General features: G+C 62.5%; 17 protein-coding genes. 6 read left to right on the top strand and 11 right to left on the bottom strand.

Annotated features, from left to right (window positions below; all coding sequences use genetic code 11):
* Positions 1-30 precede the first annotated feature (30 nt).
* From HNQ39_RS25225 to HNQ39_RS25185, 9 genes are all read right to left on the bottom strand, one after another.
* The gene (locus HNQ39_RS25225) at positions 31-1,071 is read right to left on the bottom strand and encodes a hypothetical protein (RefSeq protein ID WP_184203367.1); all 1,041 of its coding nucleotides are present in this window, start codon (positions 1,069-1,071) and stop codon (positions 31-33) included.
* A gap of 165 nt (positions 1,072-1,236) precedes the next feature.
* Entirely contained in the window at positions 1,237-1,677 is a 441-nt protein-coding gene (locus tag HNQ39_RS25220) for a head decoration protein (RefSeq protein WP_184203366.1), read from the bottom strand.
* A 22-nt stretch (positions 1,678-1,699) separates the two neighbouring features.
* Complete coding sequence (locus HNQ39_RS25215) at positions 1,700-3,253, bottom strand: S49 family peptidase (RefSeq protein WP_184203365.1); 1,554 nt, start codon at positions 3,251-3,253, stop codon at positions 1,700-1,702.
* Complete coding sequence (locus HNQ39_RS25210) at positions 3,250-4,884, bottom strand: hypothetical protein (RefSeq protein WP_184203364.1); 1,635 nt, start codon at positions 4,882-4,884, stop codon at positions 3,250-3,252. Before HNQ39_RS25210 ends, HNQ39_RS25215 begins: the two co-directional genes overlap by 4 nt.
* A 100-nt stretch (positions 4,885-4,984) precedes the next feature.
* Positions 4,985-6,673, bottom strand: a complete 1,689-nt coding sequence (locus tag HNQ39_RS25205; protein ID WP_184203363.1) for a hypothetical protein — start codon at positions 6,671-6,673, stop codon at positions 4,985-4,987.
* A 16-nt stretch (positions 6,674-6,689) separates the two neighbouring features.
* Positions 6,690-7,472 carry a hypothetical protein gene (locus HNQ39_RS25200; protein WP_184203362.1) on the bottom strand — a complete coding sequence of 261 codons (783 nt, stop codon included), beginning with the start codon at positions 7,470-7,472 and terminating at the stop codon, positions 6,690-6,692.
* A 24-nt stretch (positions 7,473-7,496) separates the two neighbouring features.
* Positions 7,497-8,237: a hypothetical protein gene (locus tag HNQ39_RS25195; RefSeq protein ID WP_184203361.1), complete on the bottom strand. Its 741-nt coding sequence runs from the start codon at positions 8,235-8,237 to the stop codon at positions 7,497-7,499.
* Between the two features lie 4 nt (positions 8,238-8,241).
* Entirely contained in the window at positions 8,242-8,847 is a 606-nt protein-coding gene (locus HNQ39_RS25190) for a hypothetical protein (protein ID WP_184203360.1), read from the bottom strand.
* Entirely contained in the window at positions 8,840-9,646 is an 807-nt protein-coding gene (locus HNQ39_RS25185) for a hypothetical protein (protein ID WP_184203359.1), read from the bottom strand. The genes HNQ39_RS25190 and HNQ39_RS25185 overlap by 8 nt, the downstream gene beginning before the upstream one ends.
* A 79-nt stretch (positions 9,647-9,725) precedes the next feature.
* On the opposite strand from HNQ39_RS25185, the gene HNQ39_RS25180 reads away from it, so the two are divergent.
* From HNQ39_RS25180 to HNQ39_RS25160, 5 genes are all read left to right on the top strand, one after another.
* Positions 9,726-10,898, top strand: a complete 1,173-nt coding sequence (locus tag HNQ39_RS25180) for a tyrosine-type recombinase/integrase (protein ID WP_184203358.1) — start codon at positions 9,726-9,728, stop codon at positions 10,896-10,898.
* A 133-nt stretch (positions 10,899-11,031) separates the two neighbouring features.
* Entirely contained in the window at positions 11,032-13,659 is a 2,628-nt protein-coding gene (gene mutS, locus HNQ39_RS25175; RefSeq protein WP_184203357.1) for a DNA mismatch repair protein MutS, read from the top strand.
* A gap of 88 nt (positions 13,660-13,747) precedes the next feature.
* Entirely contained in the window at positions 13,748-14,278 is a 531-nt protein-coding gene (locus tag HNQ39_RS25170; protein WP_184203356.1) for an SMI1/KNR4 family protein, read from the top strand.
* Between the two features lie 27 nt (positions 14,279-14,305).
* The gene (locus HNQ39_RS25165; protein WP_184203355.1) at positions 14,306-14,914 is read left to right on the top strand and encodes a hypothetical protein; all 609 of its coding nucleotides are present in this window, start codon (positions 14,306-14,308) and stop codon (positions 14,912-14,914) included.
* Between the two features lie 20 nt (positions 14,915-14,934).
* Complete coding sequence (locus HNQ39_RS25160) at positions 14,935-15,366, top strand: hypothetical protein (RefSeq protein ID WP_184203354.1); 432 nt, start codon at positions 14,935-14,937, stop codon at positions 15,364-15,366.
* A gap of 25 nt (positions 15,367-15,391) precedes the next feature.
* Here the strand turns inward: HNQ39_RS25160 and HNQ39_RS25155 are convergent, their stop codons facing one another.
* On the bottom strand, positions 15,392-15,826 hold the full coding sequence (locus HNQ39_RS25155; protein ID WP_184203353.1) for a hypothetical protein: 435 nt from the start codon (positions 15,824-15,826) through the stop codon (positions 15,392-15,394).
* A 69-nt stretch (positions 15,827-15,895) separates the two neighbouring features.
* On the opposite strand from HNQ39_RS25155, the gene HNQ39_RS25150 reads away from it, so the two are divergent.
* Complete coding sequence (locus HNQ39_RS25150; RefSeq protein WP_184203352.1) at positions 15,896-16,405, top strand: GNAT family N-acetyltransferase; 510 nt, start codon at positions 15,896-15,898, stop codon at positions 16,403-16,405.
* On the opposite strand, the gene HNQ39_RS25145 is transcribed toward HNQ39_RS25150, so the two are convergent.
* Positions 16,372-17,697: a hypothetical protein gene (locus HNQ39_RS25145; protein ID WP_184203351.1), complete on the bottom strand. Its 1,326-nt coding sequence runs from the start codon at positions 17,695-17,697 to the stop codon at positions 16,372-16,374. The two genes, HNQ39_RS25150 and HNQ39_RS25145, sit on opposite strands and share 34 nt — an antisense overlap.
* Between the last annotated feature and the right edge of the window lie 90 nt (positions 17,698-17,787).

The raw sequence follows: 17,787 nt of genomic DNA, 5'->3' as shown, positions 1-17,787 counted from the left end.
TAGTGCTCAAGCCGGAGGGCATGCCCTTTCCTATCCAACAACCAGGGTAACGAGCTGGCTGGGGCGTTCCACAACGGGACCACCGTTGAAGCCTTGGTGCACATCGATGCGTGGCGGGACGCTCTTCTTGTCCCCCTTCGTCCGATCGTCCACGAAGGCGTAGGGCGCGGGCTCGCCGTTGGGGTTGTTCATGTTGCGAGTGAGCTGGAACTCGCCGGGCGTCTCACCCGTGGGGCGAGCTCCGACCACCAGCGCACGTCCGTTGGGGATGTAGAGCTGGAAGGCTCCCGCGTCGTCGATGTAGCCATCGTCCCAGACCTCGATGGGAGGAAGATCCTGCGCCACGAGAATCCGGTTGATGCCCGGAAGGTCGTTGATGGTCGCACCGTTCTCGACACGCTTGCCGCCAAGGTCCGCCGCGTTGGTGTTGCCCAGCAGGTAGTTCTTGGTGACCGAGTTCATAATCAGGCGAGCCTGGCTGTTGAACTTGTTGCTCGTTCCAAACCCGTAGGTGGGCTGCAGGGAGCGCAGATCGGCCAGCGGGGTCGAGGTCGCCAGCGTGCTCCAGGGAGTAGCAGGGGTGAGTGTCTGCCCCGTGTAGCTCTCCTGCCACCCCACACCACCGCCGGGCAGGAGCACCGTGATGGTCTGGGAGAGCGCCAGAGCCCAAGCCACCTGCTTCATGCGGCTCACCTGGCGCACCGTCAAATGGTACTGGGCATCGCTCACCAGGTCGCGGATATCGATCGGGATGTCCATGCCGGCAGGGAAGCCTGCGCCGCGGTTGGTCATCTCGGTCTCGTCCACGGTCTCAAACTCACCGTAGGCGCCGGGGTCGGACTCGTAGACCTTCTCCCCGACGCGGTTCACGCGGGAGGGCTCGCCGCCCAGGCCACGAAGCCCCATCAGGCCGGTGTACTTGTCCTTGATCGCCCAACGGAGCTTGGCCGCGTTGCGAGGACGCAGGGGAAAGATATCAAAGATCGGATCATCCATCGCCGCCGTCTGGATCAGATCGGGGGAGATGCGGGTCAGCGTGAAGCTGTCCTGAAAAACGTAGGTAATTGGCATAGTTAGTCTCCAACCAATTGGAGCTTGGCGCAGGTACCAACCTGCGTGGGAGCTCCAGTCAAAACAAAAGGCCTACTCCCTGAATGGGAGCGGCCTTAAAAGCGTGGTACCTTCGCGGTAGCTACGGGACCTAAGCTTGGGCGAAGGTACCAACCTTCGCGGTAGCTACGGGATGTAGAGCACCTTTCCGTTTCCGACGCCGGTAATGCCAAACTCGCGAGCCTTGAAGCTGCTAATCGCGGTGGCATCGAGGCCGGTAAGCTCGGTTTGGTAGAAAGCGCCCTTGTAGTAGAACTCCGCAGTAGGGTTGTTGCCGCGCCCGAGGTCGGCGGCGCTACCGGCTGGCCCTAGGATCACGTTGCCATTGGCGTCGGTCACAAAGTCGTAGGTCACGATTCCGACCGCCACCTGGCTGCCGTCAGTGTTGCCGCTGGCGTAGGGCTTGAACTGTCCCTGAGTTGCACCTGCGGCAGTGATCTGGCCGATGATGGTCCCCTTGGCGAAGGTCGTGCTGGCGATAAAGCGGCCGGCCATGGTGCGCGCCTCGGACGGATCAAAGGCGGGCTCCAGCTTAGAGGCATTACTGCTGTAAATAAGTGCTGACATAGTTGTTTCTCCTGGGCTGGTTTTAGAGTCCCAGCCGTCCTTCCTTGCGAGCGTTCCTTGCACGCCGCCCCAGATCGGTGTGATTGAGGGTGTACTCGTAGTCCGCCTTCTGCTGGGCAGTCATCCCAGCCTCCTGCTGGCGCACCGGATCGACGGCCGTGCTTGGGTCATCGAGGCGCTGGCTGTGACTGGCGCGGGTGGTCTGCTTCAGGGCCTCCGGGGTGGCAATGGTCCAGGCGGCCTCCAGAGCGGTGAGAGCGCCCTCCTCGGTGATCGCATCGACATTGCCCGCAAGCGCGGTGAGCTGGGGGTGTCCCTGCCCGAGCGCGGCGACCATGCTCTTCTTGAGCGCGTCCTTCCGCTCCGCAAGCGGATCTGCGGGCGGGGTTGTTGCTGCTTCCTTTGCGCCGTTGCTTTTAAACAGGCCAGATAGCCCGGCAACGATTTTAGAAGCAAGACTATCTTGTGTCTTTTCGTCCATTTCGTTCTCCTGCGGGTCTTCATTCCGCTTGCCGCTACCTGGTTGGGTTTGCGCGGCGGTCTTACCATTGCCGGTGTTATCACCGCTTCTGGCTAGTTCTGCCCGGCGTGAACCAGGCATATCGTCGTCCTCATCAGAGGTCGTATCATCGTCGTCTGTCTTGGTCGCGTCCGTCCCACCGTCTTCATCGAGCTCGGCGTCGGGATCGTCCGAGAGCTTCTGCAGCCAGGTGTCGAAGGTGTCCAGCACGATCTCGTGGGCGATGCCCTGCGCCTTGGCGGCTGGACCGACCCAGACCTGGCCGGTGGCGATGGCCTGCGCCTTTGCCAAGTCCCCACCGAAGAAGCCATCGGCGATCGCCTGGGTGAAGTGCACCTGGCTTTCGTCGCAGTTGCGCTTGAGGTCGGCTTTCTGCTCATCGGTCAGCGGGGTTCCATTGACCCCCATGCCCTTGAAGCTCTCCGCGCCGGTGCTGGTGATCGCATTGACCGTCACGCCCATCGCCTTGTAGTACTGGCTCCAGTCGGAGACTACCCGGAGCGTGCCAATGCAACCTACATCAGCCAGGCGCGAGGCGTAGACCTTATCGCACTGGCTGGCCACCCAGAGCGCGGCAGAAGCGCAGACTCCCCCGGTGTAGGCGATGATCCGCTTATCGCAAGCCTTCACCGTGTCAGCCAGCTCCGCGATTCCCTGCACAGCGCCGCCAGGGCTCTCGATCTTGAGCAAGATGGTCTTGATGTTGGCATCGGCCTGGGCGCGCTTGATCGCCTCGGCAATCTCCGGGGTCGAGCGAAAGCCCAGATAGCGCATCCACCACGAGCTCGTAGGGAGCAGCACGCCCGACACAGGGATCAGAGCAACCTGCCCAAAGACCTCGTAGCCGCTCTCGGGCTCGTCTTCGTCCTCGTCGTCGTTCCAAAAAGCAACGGTCTCGCCTGTGGTCTGACCCGAAGCTAGGCGCTGCATCAGGGCGTTGCACGCGGGCTGCCAGAGCGCCAGCGGTCCAGAAAGTGCCTCCAGCGCCAGCGAGATGGCGAGCAGGCGATTTGCGGGAGGAACCGGGGGTTTTGAAGGGGTAGCGGGTTTCGTCATGACTTTTCCTTGGTCGGCTGGTTGTTGCTCGGCGAAGAACTATTGCTCGGCGGGATGGCTACGGAAGCGATGGGGGCGGGGGCATCTCCAACAGGACCACTGCCGGTGACCTCGATGCTGGCCTCTTCCTGGGTGATCCAGCCCTGATCCCGCTTGGTGATCGCGTTGGCGATGCTTGTCTGGTCGGCCTGTGCGTCCGTGAGCTTCTCGGTGGTGCGGATCGGCTCTGCCTTCAGCCGCGCAACCAGGTTGAGCCCCATCAGCCGCAGGTGCAGGTTTGCGATCTGCAGCACGGGAGCAGCCCCCGAAGCACGCAGAGATCGCAGCTGCGTGGCATAGACACGCCAGTTGGTGTCCCCCAGGCCTTGCGTGCCTCCCATCTGGATGTTGAGGAGAGTTGCCGGGTGGCGCAGGGAGGACGCGATGCGCAAAGCACGGCGCTGGAAGATCGGATCGAGCGCGGCAAGCCCCTCAGCCAGGGTCAGGGTCTTTGCGTCTCCCCCCTTGATGCCAAAGAGCTGATCGTCGGCAGCAAGCGCCTGGATGCTCTTCTTAAAGAGCTCCATCTGGGTAAAGGCGTACTGGGTGGGAGATAGGTCAATGGCATTGCCATCGGCACCGAGCCCACCCGCCCCAACTAAGACCTCGGGAGTAGTGCGGGCGTACTCGACCACCTGCTCAAACGGGAAGCTGAAGAAGAGCCGGGGCCAAACAACCGAGTGCATCAGATCGCCCAGGTTCTTCTGCTCACGCACATCGGCCAGCGCCTCGGCGAGGAAGGCCTTAAACAGCGGCTCGCCATACGGGTTGTCGGAGTCGCCATCGAGCGCGGCATAGGCAATGCGCTCGCGCGGGAGCTGGGAGGGAATCCCATAGCCGAACTGCGTCTGCTCGATCAGCCTACCTTCGTCCGTGTCGCGGAAGCGGATGGTGAGCGGGTCGATCGTGTAGATGTCTTTGAGGCCGTTTCGAGGGTTTTCGTCAGGCACTCCCTCCAGCATCGCCAGGCCACAGTCCATCAGGCGCAGGCCACAGGAGCGCATCAGGCCGCGCTCTTTACCTAGCTCGGGGGCCAGCTTGTCCCAGAGCGCTGTGAGAACTGCAGTCCCCTCGCTGGAGACCTTCTCCGTCGTAGTGCCATCGGAGCGCGTCACGAGCTCGACGGCAACGATGCTCACGTCCTCGGGGGCGAAGGCTAGGTCGAGGTTATTGCCCACCGCCTGGCTTGCCAGCGGGTGCAGGTAGGCAAGCAGGCGCAGAAGCACCAGGGGAGCCGACTGTGCCCACTGCTCGACCGAGCGCAGCGGCATCCCGGAGCTCTGCCCGATCCAGTGCTGGGTCTGCTCGTCCCAGCCACGGCGCGGCACGATCCCCAGGTAGGAGGCGTATCCGTTGAAGTAGCCGGGGCGAGAAAAGCGCCCAAACATATCCGGCGCTGCCTCGGGCGTGAAGGCACTGGGCCCAATGTAGCCGGTCGAGGAGAGCGCGCCCGGCTTCCCGTTTAGGGTGGTCCAGTCCGCGGTAGCGTTTGTCTTCGTGCCGACCTGCTTCGTGGGCACATCAGCAGTAGTGCTGGACTTGGGGGCGGCGCTTGTGCCGAGCTTGGTAGCTTCGCCCGTGGTCTTTGACACAAATCGACCGCCTTCTCTGGGCTGGGTTTTAGAGTGGTGCGTTGTTGCCATAGTCGTTGTGTCAAAGAGTCGGGCGGCGTGTCAAAGAGTCTAAAAGGTGTCAAAACAGGGAAGCGCTGCGCCGTGGTAGATTTCCGATCGGAAGCCCCCCAACTTTTCCAGAGCCCGAAAGAATAGCTGCGGGGTTGATTCCTACGACCTTGTTTTGTTCCTCGGGAATCTCGCTCTGGCAGCCATAGCGCACGCCCGCATCGGGGTAGTGGTCTTTGCCACCCTCGACCCAGAACTCTGGGTTCTTGGGATCGGTCTCCAGTGAAGCAAGGCTCGTAATAAGCCCCTGGCACTGCACCTGAATCGCCAGCCTGCCGGGAGTGTTCACCAGGTCGCGCACGCCTGGGTGAGTCGTCGCTCGGTCGTTGATAGCTCGGTAGATCTTCAGGCCACCTCGCTTGAGCTTGTCTTCGATGTACTCACCCGTGCGCCGCTTCTCGTTTTCGCTCCCAAAGATGCTCGGGTCACAAAAGATGGGAACCTGGTGAGGTTTGAGGCCACGCCCTTCTAGCACCTTGATGATCTCGGCAGCGTGCTCTTCTTCGGTCTTGTTTGGGCCTCCGCACTCGTCGAGGATCTCGCGCCGCCTTATCCCAGAGTTCCACCGAGCAATCAGCTCAAAGGCGTAGGGACTGGATTTTCCCCAGTCGTAGCCACCAACAATCTCATCCGGTGCCCCATAGAGCTCTGTCAGCTCTTCCAGGCTCCGGTACGGGACAACGTGCATTCCGCCTGGCTGGGTGTCGAAGAGCGGGACGAAGCGCTGGCCGCTGACGGCGAAGGCTTCCTCCTCGTCGCAGGGATACTCTTGCCGGAACATGAGAAGCCCCATGCCTGGCTCTTCGATCTTGCACCGACGCCACCAAAGCTGATGCAGGTCCAGCCCGAAGCGGATGACCAGGGAGCGCTCATCGCCAAAGCGCGCATAGAGGCGACGTCTTTCTACGGGCGCTTCGTCGGCGTTGTCCTCGATGCTGACAAGATTTTCCTGCGTGTACCACTCTGGCGGAGTGCGGCGGTACTCCCGCATCTTGTGCCAGGGGAGGAAGATGGCCGTATAGCCGTTCTTGCCTGCCTTCGCCCGCTTGTACTCGACCGCAAAGAAAGCGCCCTTGCCACCGAGATACTCGTTGGTCTGCTCGTCGTACTCTCCGTCGCCCTTGGCCGTCGTCTCGAAGGCGATGAATCCAGAGCTGGGGATCGACTGCAGCAAGCCCGGCGTCGTCTCGACCGCATTAGGCCAGTTGGATACCTCCGAGCAGTGCAGGATATGGATGGTACGCGACTGCCCCACGCGCCCCGCCCCTGCCGTCAGGATGCGGAAGGTAGAGTCGTTGCTGGCGAGAACCAGCTCCTTGCGGGAGGAGTACTTACGCTTGGGGCGCTTCTCTTCGGGCAGATGCTCCCAGAAGTAAGCGATCTTTCCGAAGGCTGTCTCTGAGTTCGAGGCATCGTCGGCGATGAAGACCGCGTTCTGGTCGCTCACGTTGCACACGTGACAAAAGCAAAGCGCCAGGATCAGCGTGGTCATGCCCTCCTGTCGCCCCTTGAGGAACGTCAGGCGAGCACCGCGGGCTAGGGTGTAGTCCCCCTCTCTCCAGCCCGGTGCCAAATAGTCCAGCGCGATCTTCTGCGGCTCGTTGAGGTTGGCTCCCAGGTTGATCGGGGGGCCATCCTTGACCTGAATCCACAGGTCGAAGAGCGTGATGGGGTTGGCCTTTTGCAGCCTCCCCCGCAAGACCTCTGAGGCCGGGTTACTTGCCTTTTGCGGCTTTAGCGATGGGGATGATATCCCACCGATCAGCGACCGCAGTGAGAATCTGCTCTCGCAGCTCATCGTTGTCCCCTAAAACTTCCCGGAGAGCCGCCACGAACTCCACGCCATGCTGCTTGATGATCGCGTCGATGTCCTGAAGGGTGAAGCCCTTCTCCTCCTCGCGCCGCTTGATCCGGTCTACCATCGTCCCGGCCAGGCCGAGAAACTGCCCTGCCTGCAAGATATCGACGATCTTGCGCGGCCTCTGGAGCATATCGCCCGGGTCAGGTGGCGCGGGTGGGTCGCCCAGGTTTGCCAGCGTCCGATCGTTTTTTCGTAGGTCCTGTACCCGCTCGATCAGCTCGACATACTTAGCGTGCCAGTTGGCGTAGTCTTCTTCCCAGCTCTCGACCGCCTGACTCCAGTCCCCGCTCCAGCTCCCATGCCAGCCCAGGAGGGCGGTCGAGAACTCATCGTAGCGGTTGCAGAAGTCCGCGATGCGCACTCTCAGCTCGATCACCTCGGGCAGCAGGTTCAGCGGGTCGGGATCTGCCTCGAAGTGCTCCCTAAGCCGCCTTGCCTCGGCGCTGGTGATGATGCTGTAGCGACTGTACCGCCCATGCTCGATCGGCCGGCCCCCTGCCCCACCATGCAGGTAGCACCGACCTGATCCAGGGTGATCTGTTCGCCACCCAGCAGCCTTAGTACAGGGAGCGCCCGCTTTCGTTAGAGCTCCGCAGCGAGCCGTAGCATGGGGTTTCCCTGCTTCAACCTCTAGCATGGGGTTTCCCGACTTTGAGGCCACTTACTTGCCTCCCTTCGTCGTTCGGATCTCGCGCACCTCGATGCCAGCTTGACGCCGAGCCAGGCTCTTCATCTCCCCGCCATCAAGGCAGAGAGAGCGGATCGCAGCAGCTATGGCTCGCTCGGTCTTGTTGGCCCTTCGAGCGATCGCCTCCTCTTCAGGCGCGACGCCAGAGGCATCTGGGCAGCCGATCAAGGCCAGCACGACAGGCAGACGATACAAGCGGCAGGAGCGCTCTTTCTCGCCCATGTGCACCACGATGCGGGTGAGCAGCACGGTGATCGCGTCCAGGGGAAGCGTCTTGCCGCCCTTGATGAGCCCGGTGGCCTGCTGAACAGCAACGGTGAAGGCTCCCTCGTAGCGGTCGCACTCGATCCCAACGGGCGAGGTGCTTCCGTCAGGGTGGATGCGAACCAAGTGGCCGTTGCGGTCCTCGTAGCGCAAGCGCGCACGGCGACGGGAGGAGACAAGGGCAAGGGGGGCGACTCGGCGGGAGCGGAGAGTAATGCTCGCGGCCTCAATAGAGGGCGAAATTGGAGAAAGAGAGAAAGCGGTGGCCCCTGCCCCGGTATTGCCGGTGCTTTGCGCCTGTGAGCTTGAACCAGCAAAGTCGCTGGTCATCCCCTGCTCGGGCGAGAGGGCGGCGGGCATCTGAGGCGGCAAGTCTGCTCGGAGGCTCGATGCTGACCGTTCGGCATGGTGGCCGATATTGTTAGGCGAATTGTATGCGGTTATTGCCATCTTGTCAATTCCCATGGTTATTCGGTGCCGAATACTTTGCCGTGGCAGCCATGCTCTCTTTGGGCGGAAGTCCCGAGCGCTGGCGCAGGTTGTTGAGGATCTCGCGCGCCCGGCTTCGACCTGGCCCCTCCCCCGTGCTGGGAAGCGCGGGGAACTCCCCCAGGACCTTGCGAGCGATGGCTTGGTTCTCCGGGCTGGCATTGGGGTCAGCTAGGATAGCGGCGGCCGTCTGTGGGCTCATGGTGATCGTGCGAATGGCAAGATCGGCGGCAATGGGCTGCGAGGTGTCGAGCAGCTCGTCGATGGCCTCGCGGACAGTGGCGGGGCTGGGACGCCAGAGATGGTCTGCACGGAGCTTGTCGATCAGGTCGCGGCACTGAGGCGGCGTGAGTGGCAGGATCAGCTTCACGTAGACCCGGACATCGTTTTTGTCGAACTCCGGGGCGTCCTTGGCCTGGGCGAAACGGGTGCGAATCAGCGACAGGAAAGTCTCGATGTGCTCCGGGTACTTGATTTCGGCACTCTTGCGAGCAGGGCTGATTCCAGGGCCGATCTGGGTGTCTCCAACGCGAGTAAAGCCCGTGCTGCGGGTAGTTGCTAGGTTATTCAAAGCCGTCTCCTTCGGTCAAAAGTTCTGTCAGCAGTCGCCGTGAATCGAGCACGGCCTCCTCGTGGGTCATTCGCCGTTGTCTCTGTGGTGGAGCTTCGGAGCTTCGCCGGGGCGGAGATGGTGGAAGTCCGCCTTGTTGCTTCTTCTCGCGCAGCACTCCTAGGGCGTAGCGCTCCAGGGAGTGGAACTCTCGGCCCGTGAGCTCATCGAGCAGCCACGACCTCCAGAGAGGCGGGTCAGGCATGTGGCTCAGGAAGTTCTCCACGACGACAGGCAAGGGCTTCGAGGGGTCGAAGACGGTCTTGGGTGGTTGGGCATCGGCGGCGGCTGGCGCGTCCTCGCGCGTAGAAGCCGCAGGCTTCTCTACACTCTCCTCTCCTCTCCTCTCCTTAAGGGTAACGGGTGACGTACGCGTTACGTGCGCATTACGTAACGGCGGGGTATCATTTCCCTCACCACGGGGAGCCTTTTCGGTGACCTGTTTTGAGCGATGTGAGGCCACGCGCTGGGCATTTTTGCGGCGCTCTTCAAAGAGCTTTCCTCCGTACTGGTTCCAGTCATGGAGCCACATCGTGCCGTACTGGTCGTGCTCTACAAAGCCCGCTCCGTCGCCTATGCCGCACTGGATCAGGGCATCAAGAAACACCTGCGGATTGCCTTCCCATCCAGCCGCATCGGCGATATCGAAGGCATCGAACTTGGTGAGGTCGCCATCTTGGGCGTAGTCCATTGCCCACCACCAGAGGAACTGGAGGTGACCAACGGCGCAGGGCAGCGAGACGGACAGAAGACGGGCCAAGCGCTTAGTCTTAGGGTGACGACCGAGCTCTTGGTGAGACTCAATATAAGGCACAGGAAACCTCCAAGGAGTTAGGGAAGTGGCAAAAAAGCGAGGCCAAAACGAGGGCTCGATCTACCAGCGAAAAGATGGTCTGTGGGTGGCGGCGATCAGCACTCCCGAGGGCAGGAAGGTGCGCTACGCCAAGACGCGAGCCCTTGCCGCCCAGAAGCTCCAGGAGCTCCAGGCTCAGGCAAACAGCCTGCTTCCCGAGGCGCGCAAGGACATCACGGTGGAGCAGCTCTGCGCGGAGTACCTGGCCGAGAAGAAGGCGGGCTGGGCACCCCACACCTACCAAGTTGCCGAGATGCACATTCGCCTGTACATCACCCCCCACCTGGGTAAGGTCAAGCTGGCAAACCTCACCATTCACGCCGTGAGCGTGTGGCTCCGCAAGCTGGGGCAGACCCGCTCGGCTCAGGTGGCCCGAGGCGTTCTCTTTCGCTCGTGTGCTCTGGCAGTGCGCTACGACTGGCTGCCCCGCAACCCGGTCGAGCTGACCACGGCGCCCAAGGTCACGCCACGCAAGCCCAAGGACCTCAGCCGAGATGACATTCGAGGCATCCTCACGGCGATGCAGACGCCCATCCCCCGCGGCTACGCCAAGGGGCACACGGCCAAGATCGACTATTACCCGATTGTAGCTGTCCTGCTGGGCTGTGGCCTGCGGATCGGAGAGTGCCTCGGGCTTCGCTGGGAGGACATCGACCTGGCGGCTGGCATCTTGCACGTGCGCTACTCCCTGGGGCGCGCAGAAGGCGCGGCCAAGGGCGCGGCAGTGCTTCGCAAGCCCAAGAGCAAGAGTAGTGTGCGCCAGTGCGCCATGCCCCGCTTCCTGGTCGCGGCGCTGGAGGCTCGCCGGATCGAGCAGGAGGGCCACAAAGGCGCGGCGGGTGAAGCGTGGTCCAATCCCTTCGGCTTGGTCTTCACGACGCCCACGGGAGCGCCCTTGCGCTACTCCAGCGTGGCGGCGGCCACAGCACACCACTTGAAGGTGCATGGCATCGAGGGCATCACGCTCCATCACTTGCGCCACGCCTACGCCAGCCTGCTCCTGCATGAGGGCGTCCCGGTGCCGGTTGTATCCAAGAGCCTCGGCCACGCCAATCCGGGAGTCACCATGCGGGTCTATGCCCACGCGCTGCAGAGCTCCACCGACGTTGTGGCCGTGGTGATGGACGAGCTGGTGGACGGAAAGCCAGAGGGTAGTTAGTTGGTACAATGGGCCATGATTTGCCCCGTTTTCCTGCCAAGTAGCTGTAGGGTTGCTACAGTAGCACCGCAAACCAGCTACAGAAACAGCCGATTTCCCTCTACAAGCACCCAAAAACGAGGTTATAGATAACATGCCGACCCCTGACATCCCCCTGGAAAAACTGACCCCGATGCTCCGACTCTACGTGACCATGAAGCTGGAGCGTCCCGACTGTGTGCTCTTTATGCGGGTGGGAGACTTCTTCGAGGCGTACGGCGACGATGCCGAGCTGATCGCGCGGGAGCTGGAGATCACGCTCACGGGGCGCGAGGTGCAGGGCTACGACGGCAAGTACCCGATGGCGGGCGTTCCCCACCACGCGCTGGAGCGCTACATGGCACGGCTGGTGCAGAAGGGCTTCAAGGTCGCGATCTGCGATCAGATCGAGGACCCGAAGCAGGCCAAGGGACTGGTAAAGCGCGCCGTGACGAGAGTCGTGACACCGGGGACGCTGGTTGAGGATGCGCTGCTCGATGCCAAGAGCAACAACTACTTAGTCGCGGCGATTCTCTCCAAGCCGGTGAACGGGATTGGAGTGGTGGATGTCTCGACCGGTGAGTTTCTGATCACGGAGGTCGGGGAGGACGAGGGAATCGCCAAGGTGGTCGAGGAGATCCTGCGCCTCCAGCCCGCCGAGTGCCTGGTGCCCGAGGGCATGGACGAGCTCGCGGAGGCGATCGCCGCGGCGTGCCCGGCGACCCTGACGCGGCTCGGGAAGGGCAAGCTCCCCCGCCTGCCGCGCGAGGCGCTGCTGGAGCACTTCGGGGTGCAGACGCTCAAGGGCTTCGGCTGCGACGACTACTCCGCGGGGCTCAGCGCCGCCGCCGCGCTCCTGGAGTACCTGAAGGCAACCCACATGGGCGCGGTCGGGCACATTCGGACCCTGGCGACCTACTCCACCGAGGACGCGATGTACTTAGACGCATCGGCGCGGCGGAATTTAGAGCTGACGGCGGGCCTCTACGACAGCGCCCGCAGCAAGTCGCTCCTCGCCGTGCTCGATGAGACGCGGACATCGATGGGCGGGCGCATGCTCAAGAAGTGGCTCGATGCCCCCCTGCTCTCGGTGGAGAAGATCAATGCACGGCTCGATGCGGTCGAGGCCTTCTACGACGATGCCCTGCCCCGCGGCGATGTGCGCGACACGCTCCGCGGGATCGCCGACCTAGAGCGGCTCATGGCCCGCCTCTCGACCGGCGCGGCCAACGCCCGCGATCTTGTCGCGCTACGCCAGTCACTAGAGCGCATCCCTGAGGTCGCGGCGCAGGCGCTCCAGATCGAGCACCCGGCAATTCAGGCTTTGGCAAGCGCACTCGATGGCCTGCCCGCGCTCACCGAGCTTCTGACGTCTGCCATCGCCGATGAGCCGCCGCTGACGGTGCGCGAGGGCAACCTCATCAAGGACGGCTACGACGAGAACCTCGACGAGCTGCGGCAGATTGTCCGGGGCGGCAAGAGCTGGATCGCAACTCTGGAGGCCGATGAGCGGGAGAAGACGGGGATCAAGAGCCTGAAGGTGGGCTTTAACTCGGTGTTTGGCTACTTTATCGAGGTGACCAAGGCAAACCTGGCCTATGTCCCGAAAGACTACATCCGCAAGCAGACCACCGCGACCGGCGAGCGCTACATCACCCCCGAGCTCAAGGAGATGGAGTCCAAGGTGCTCGGGGCCGAGGAGCGCATCAACTCCCTGGAGTACGATCTCTTTGTCTCGGTGCGGGACTATGTGGCGCAGGAGTTCACTGGCCCCGTGCTGGCGGTGGCGCAGGCAGTCGCCAAGCTAGACGTAGTCGCGGCGCTAGCGGAAGTCGCGCAGAACAACCGCTTTGTCCGGCCCGTCGTGGATACCGGCGATGCACTGGAGATCAAGGGCGGGCGGCACCCGGTGGTCGAGCGGCTGATGGGCTCGGCGGCGAACTTTATCCCCAACGACACGTATCTCGACACCGACCAGCAGCAGGTGCACATCATCACGGGCCCCAACTCCGCCGGTAAGTCCACGGTGCTGCGGCAAGTCGCGCTGATTGTCTTGCTAGCCCAGGTCGGGAGCTTTGTCCCCGCGGACTCCGTGCGGGTCGGGCTGGTGGACCGCATCTTCACCCGTGTCGGGGCGCACGATGACCTCGCCGCCGGGCAATCGACCTTCATGGTGGAGATGACCGAGACCGCGGAGATTCTCAATAATGCCACTGAGCGCAGCCTGGTGATCCTCGATGAGATCGGGCGCGGCACGAGCACGTTTGATGGGGTCTCGATTGCCTGGGCGGTCGCGGAGTTTCTGGCGGCACGCGGCTGCAAGACTCTCTTTGCGACCCACTACCACCTGCTCAATGAGCTCGAAAAGCAGCTCCCCAACGTGAAGAACTACCGGATCGCGGTAAAAGAGACCAACGACCGGATTATCTGGCTCCGAAAAGTCCTCCCCGGCGGCACGGACAAGAGCTACGGCATCCAAGTAGGCCGCATGGCCGGCCTGCCCCCCACCGTGATCGAGCGCTCGAAAGAGATTCTGAGCGACCTGGAGCGCGACGGCTCCAAGCGGCGCGATACGCTCGGTGGTGTCAGTGTCGCGCCCAAGGCACAGAAGCTCCAGATGACGCTCTTTGAGGCCGAGGAGCACCCGGTGGTGGAGGAGCTGCGCGGGCTGGATATCAACACGCTCTCCCCGGTCGAGGCGCTGATCGCGCTGCAACGGCTGCAAAAACGCGCAACGAAGTAGGTCGCCCCGGTTGGATTAGGTCGCCCCGGTTGGAGCGGGGCGTCAACGAGCCTACGGCTGGGAAGGCCTTCGGCCATAGAGAACAAAGATGATTGAAGATTTGATTCAATTGGTTCCGCCGCCTGTGGAGCCGAAAAATGTGCCCTCGGCGGAGGAATGGGCGCGGTATGAAGCGGCGCTGGGGTGTGCGTTTCCGTCGGATTACAAACAGATCATCCAGACTTACGGTGATGGATTTTTTGGGGAGTGGATTCGCCTGCGGCACCCACGAGAGATTGTTGATGTTTGTAAGCGTTCGGGAGAGTTCTGGAGCATTGTTACTGAGTTTTGGGAGGAAGAAAAATTTGTGATTTATCCCGAACGCGGAGGGCTACTTGCGTGTGGGCACGACGACGGAAATAGTCAGTTTGCCTGGAGCACAAAAGGTTCACCAGATCAATGGACTCTCATCAATTTTGACAATGGCTTCAGCGAAGGTAGCCATGTGTTTTTAAGTGTCAGATGGCATGAGCTTTTGGTTGGCTGGTTCTCCGGCACGATCACGAATCCTGAGGTTGGAAACCAGTGGTATCCCGAGGATATTGAACCCATGCAAGAGCGTTTCTTTCGCCAATCCTAAAAGCGAATAGGTCAAATCTTCTCTGTTATGCGAGATTACCTACACCGGCTGGCAGTGATTCGGCAGGTCAATCGTCAGGCACGGGAGCAGGCGCGGCGTGGTGGGTATCGGTCGTTTGAGCCGGCCTTTCGCGGCTACCTGACCGCGACCTGGCTGCGCTCGCCTTGTAACTTGCTCCTGGGGTTTGCCGAGCCAGCGTGGTCCGTTGAGATTGTGCGGCGCTGTGTGGCAAAGAGCAAGGACTCCGAAGCCGAGGTCTTGGCCTTGTTGGCGGGGAAGATGTACCGTCCCCATCTCGTGGGAGCCTGCGCGGTCTGGCTGGGAGTTCGGACACCAAAGACGCTCCTGGCTCTCTGGGAAGCGGTGGATCGGGAGAGCTGGGTCTCCCCCCAGCTTCTCGTGATGGCCTTCCTCTGCGACCCCGACTTTGAGCCACGCGCACGGGAGCGGCTCTGGAGTGGGGTCTGCGCACCCAAGGCAACAGCCAGCTTAAAGTATCTCTGCCGTGAGTGCCCCTGGCTTCCCGGAGTATTAGAGCTTCCCCATGTCCAGAAAGCCCTCGCGGATGATTTTTGGGACCATGGAGATGAGCTGGCACAGTGGTTTCTCAACGCCGTTCAGGCGGTGAGATCATAACGTCTTGAAGTGGAGTATCAATGGAAGACCAAACTGGCGAGCCACCACAGTGGTGCGTCGTAGCAAACGTCCGTGAGGCTATCTACTACGGCCCCAACCAAGGGGAGTGGGTGCAGATCGGCACGAAGCATTTTTCGCCCGGAACGAAGGTCTATGTGGTCGGTGTTAACTGGGACGCCGAGCTTACGAAGATTCGTGTGGTGGGAAAACACCGCGGAAGCCCACGCCTGGTTGCTATGGTGATGCGGCCAAGCTGGCTTACGAACTGGCGAGCCAAAGTCATCTATGAGCCAAAGGCACTGCGGAAGATTCGGGAAGGCGGCTTTCCGCGAACCTTAAGGTCCTTTCCGACAGACGATTCCGAGGACTCCCGAGAAAAAGCGGAGCACCTGGTGCAACAATTTGCCGAGAACTTCCCCCCCTTACCTCCAAAGCCAAATCCTGAGGCATAGCTGGAATCTCTCCAGTCCCACCGTTCTAATCGGCAGGACGAGACAGCTTCTTCTGGTACTGCCGCACCCGCTGCTGCTCACGGCGATCCCAGACCTCAGCGAGGCGCTGCTCCTTGGCGCGCTGACGCTCGTACCGCTCACTCGCGGCGGCTTGCTCCGCCGCGGACTGTGCCCGGGCCTCGACAAATGCCTCGACTTCATTGAGGCGCTGAGGAATCGTGCCAGACGTTCCCAATGAGCTAAAGCGAATCCCGTTCTTGACAAGCGCCTCGGCCTTGGCCCACTGCGCGGTGGCGTTGCGGCGCGGGGCTTTGAAGTCCTTGCCCATGTCCGTGAGGGGCTGGTGGCAGTCGGGGCAGAGGGGCGCACTCTCGGAGTCGAGCCGCTCCTGACGCCAGACCTTGCGGCAGGCAAAGCAAGCGAGGTGCTGTTTATAGAGACGGTGGGTGTAGCCAGACATCAGAGTTATCCTAGACACAGTATCGCAGAGCGCTTCCCGTTTGCACAAGAGCCGGGTACTATCCGTCTCATGAGTGAGTTTCGGGTGGCACGCGCAACCGTGGACGAGGCACCGCTGGCGGCGGCGATCTTGTTGGAGGTCTCGGAGTGGCTTGTGGCGATTGGGCAGAAGAACTGGGAGCCCGAGTGGTTTACGCCCGAGAGCATGGTCCCCAACGCCGAGCGCGGTGAGCTCTGGCTGGCCTGGGACGGCTCCGATCCCGTGGGGACGATGCTGGTCGCCGCCACCGACGAAGACTTCTGGCCGGAGGATGCCCCTGGTGCGGCGCTCTATGTCCACAGGGTCGCCGTGGCGCGGCGGGCGGCGGGGCGTGGGGTGTCGCAGGCGCTACTGCGCCAAGCCGAGGCAGAAACCGTGGCGGCGGGTGTCCCCTACCTCAAGCTCGACTGCCGCGCGGACCGTCCTAAGCTCCGAGCCCTCTACGAAGCGGCGGGCTTTCAGCGGGTCGATGAGCGCACCGTCTTTGGCTGGCTCCACGTCGTCCGCTACGAGAAGCGCCAGTCCGGGTGGTCGGCGTAGGCGAAGGTCTCTAGGACAAGGGCAAACAGAGCCGGGTCGGTCGCCTTGAGCGCCTCACGGCTCCCCCGCTTCTTGGTGTCGAAGTAGGCCTCCACTCCAGAAACCCACCGCTCCAGACGCTGATCGCCGTAGAGGGCCTTGAGGCGGTTGTCAAAGGTGATATCGAGGCGCTTCACCCGGAGCTCGTACTGCTGCTTATCGCGGCGAGCCTCGAACTCGGGGTCCACGGGGCGGGTCGCGGTGGTGGTGTAGAGCGCGCGGGCGAAGAGGCCCACAAGGTCGGAGAGCTGCTCCTGGGAGATCGCTAGCTGGCGCGGGTCGGGCGCGGTGCGCGTGTAGCCCTTGGGCAAGACCGCCAGCGAGATACCTGCCTGGATCAGGGCCTTGAGGATATCGTGGCGGTAGGCGAAGAGCTTGCGGATCGTGTCGTTGGCCTTGAGGAGTGCGGAGTCGCGGGTCTTGGCCACCCCCACCACGGGAAACTCCCGCGCTAGGGTGAACTTCGTAAACTCCGGGCGGAACCCAAGCTTGGCGGGCGGCGCGATCACCGACGGCTGCCGGCGCACGGGCGTGTAGCGCCAGTCGTCGCCCCCCGTGAGCCGGAAGGTCTCCCGGACGAGCGCAAAGCCGTCGGGGTCGTACTTTTCCAGCTGCTCGCGGGTCCCGATGGGCCCGTGGTTCCAGTTGTTGACCCGGTTGCAGTCGAAGTAGCTCTGCGCGATCTCTCCCCAGTACTCGCCCGGATTGGAGGCCGCGTAGGTATTTTTCCAGAGCCCCTTGTCGAGCGCCCCCTGGAAAGTCTGCCGCAGCCGCGCGCGCCACCCCGGATCGAGTTTTGCAAGCGCAGCATCGACCGTGTGGCAGAACTCATGCACCGCAATACTCTCATCGTCGTAGCGGTCCAGCGGCAAGTTGAGCAGGTTCTCCTCCCCAAAGCTCGTCACATCCAGCCCACCCGTTCCGCGCACCCGCTCGTTGAGGTAGGCGGGGTTGGGCGCGTTGCGGTACTCAGGCATGTCGGTGTAGACCTGGTCCTTGCCGATCACGATCAGCCGCGTCCCAACGCGTGCCATGGTCTCCAGAACATCGGCGCGTCCCGCCAGCAGGTGCGAGACCAGAAAGTGCGTCCGCACCAGCGCGGCATCGTCCACGACCGCCGCCGCCGCGATATGGAGCCCCTTGAGGTCGACGTGCTTGCGGTAGAAGCGCCGCGCGGGCTCTTGGTCGTCGGGCCGAAACCCCAGGAAGAAGCTCTCTGGCGGAGCGGTGACACGGGGGGGAGCTTGGCGCATAGTGCTCTTATTCTACCGCCACCGGAACCACACGACCCCCAGACAACGAGTAACCGGACAACGAGTGTCCGGGCTTGAAAGGGCGACGGC

This window comes from Armatimonas rosea, from assembly GCF_014202505.1.
Taxonomy (GTDB): Bacteria; Armatimonadota; Armatimonadia; order Armatimonadales; family Armatimonadaceae; genus Armatimonas; species Armatimonas rosea.
Note: the sequence above shows the minus strand (reverse complement) of the source record. Positions and strands in the feature narration are given on the sequence as shown.

Excerpts from the sequence above, each read along its gene's own strand:
- HNQ39_RS25195 (WP_184203361.1), bottom strand. The coding sequence starts at position 8,237 with ATGGCAATAACCGCATACAATTCGCCTAACAATATCGGCCACCATGCC.
- HNQ39_RS25150 (WP_184203352.1), top strand. The coding sequence starts at position 15,896 with ATGAGTGAGTTTCGGGTGGCACGCGCAACCGTGGACGAGGCACCGCTG.
- mutS (WP_184203357.1), top strand. The coding sequence starts at position 11,032 with ATGCCGACCCCTGACATCCCCCTGGAAAAACTGACCCCGATGCTCCGA.
- HNQ39_RS25220 (WP_184203366.1), bottom strand. The coding sequence starts at position 1,677 with ATGTCAGCACTTATTTACAGCAGTAATGCCTCTAAGCTGGAGCCCGCC.
- HNQ39_RS25225 (WP_184203367.1), bottom strand. The coding sequence starts at position 1,071 with ATGCCAATTACCTACGTTTTTCAGGACAGCTTCACGCTGACCCGCATC.
- HNQ39_RS25200 (WP_184203362.1), bottom strand. The coding sequence starts at position 7,472 with ATGCTAGAGGTTGAAGCAGGGAAACCCCATGCTACGGCTCGCTGCGGA.
- HNQ39_RS25160 (WP_184203354.1), top strand. The coding sequence starts at position 14,935 with ATGGAAGACCAAACTGGCGAGCCACCACAGTGGTGCGTCGTAGCAAAC.
- HNQ39_RS25170 (WP_184203356.1), top strand. The coding sequence starts at position 13,748 with ATGATTGAAGATTTGATTCAATTGGTTCCGCCGCCTGTGGAGCCGAAA.
- HNQ39_RS25155 (WP_184203353.1), bottom strand. The coding sequence starts at position 15,826 with ATGTCTGGCTACACCCACCGTCTCTATAAACAGCACCTCGCTTGCTTT.
- HNQ39_RS25165 (WP_184203355.1), top strand. The coding sequence starts at position 14,306 with ATGCGAGATTACCTACACCGGCTGGCAGTGATTCGGCAGGTCAATCGT.
- HNQ39_RS25145 (WP_184203351.1), bottom strand. The coding sequence starts at position 17,697 with ATGCGCCAAGCTCCCCCCCGTGTCACCGCTCCGCCAGAGAGCTTCTTC.
- HNQ39_RS25215 (WP_184203365.1), bottom strand. The coding sequence starts at position 3,253 with ATGACGAAACCCGCTACCCCTTCAAAACCCCCGGTTCCTCCCGCAAAT.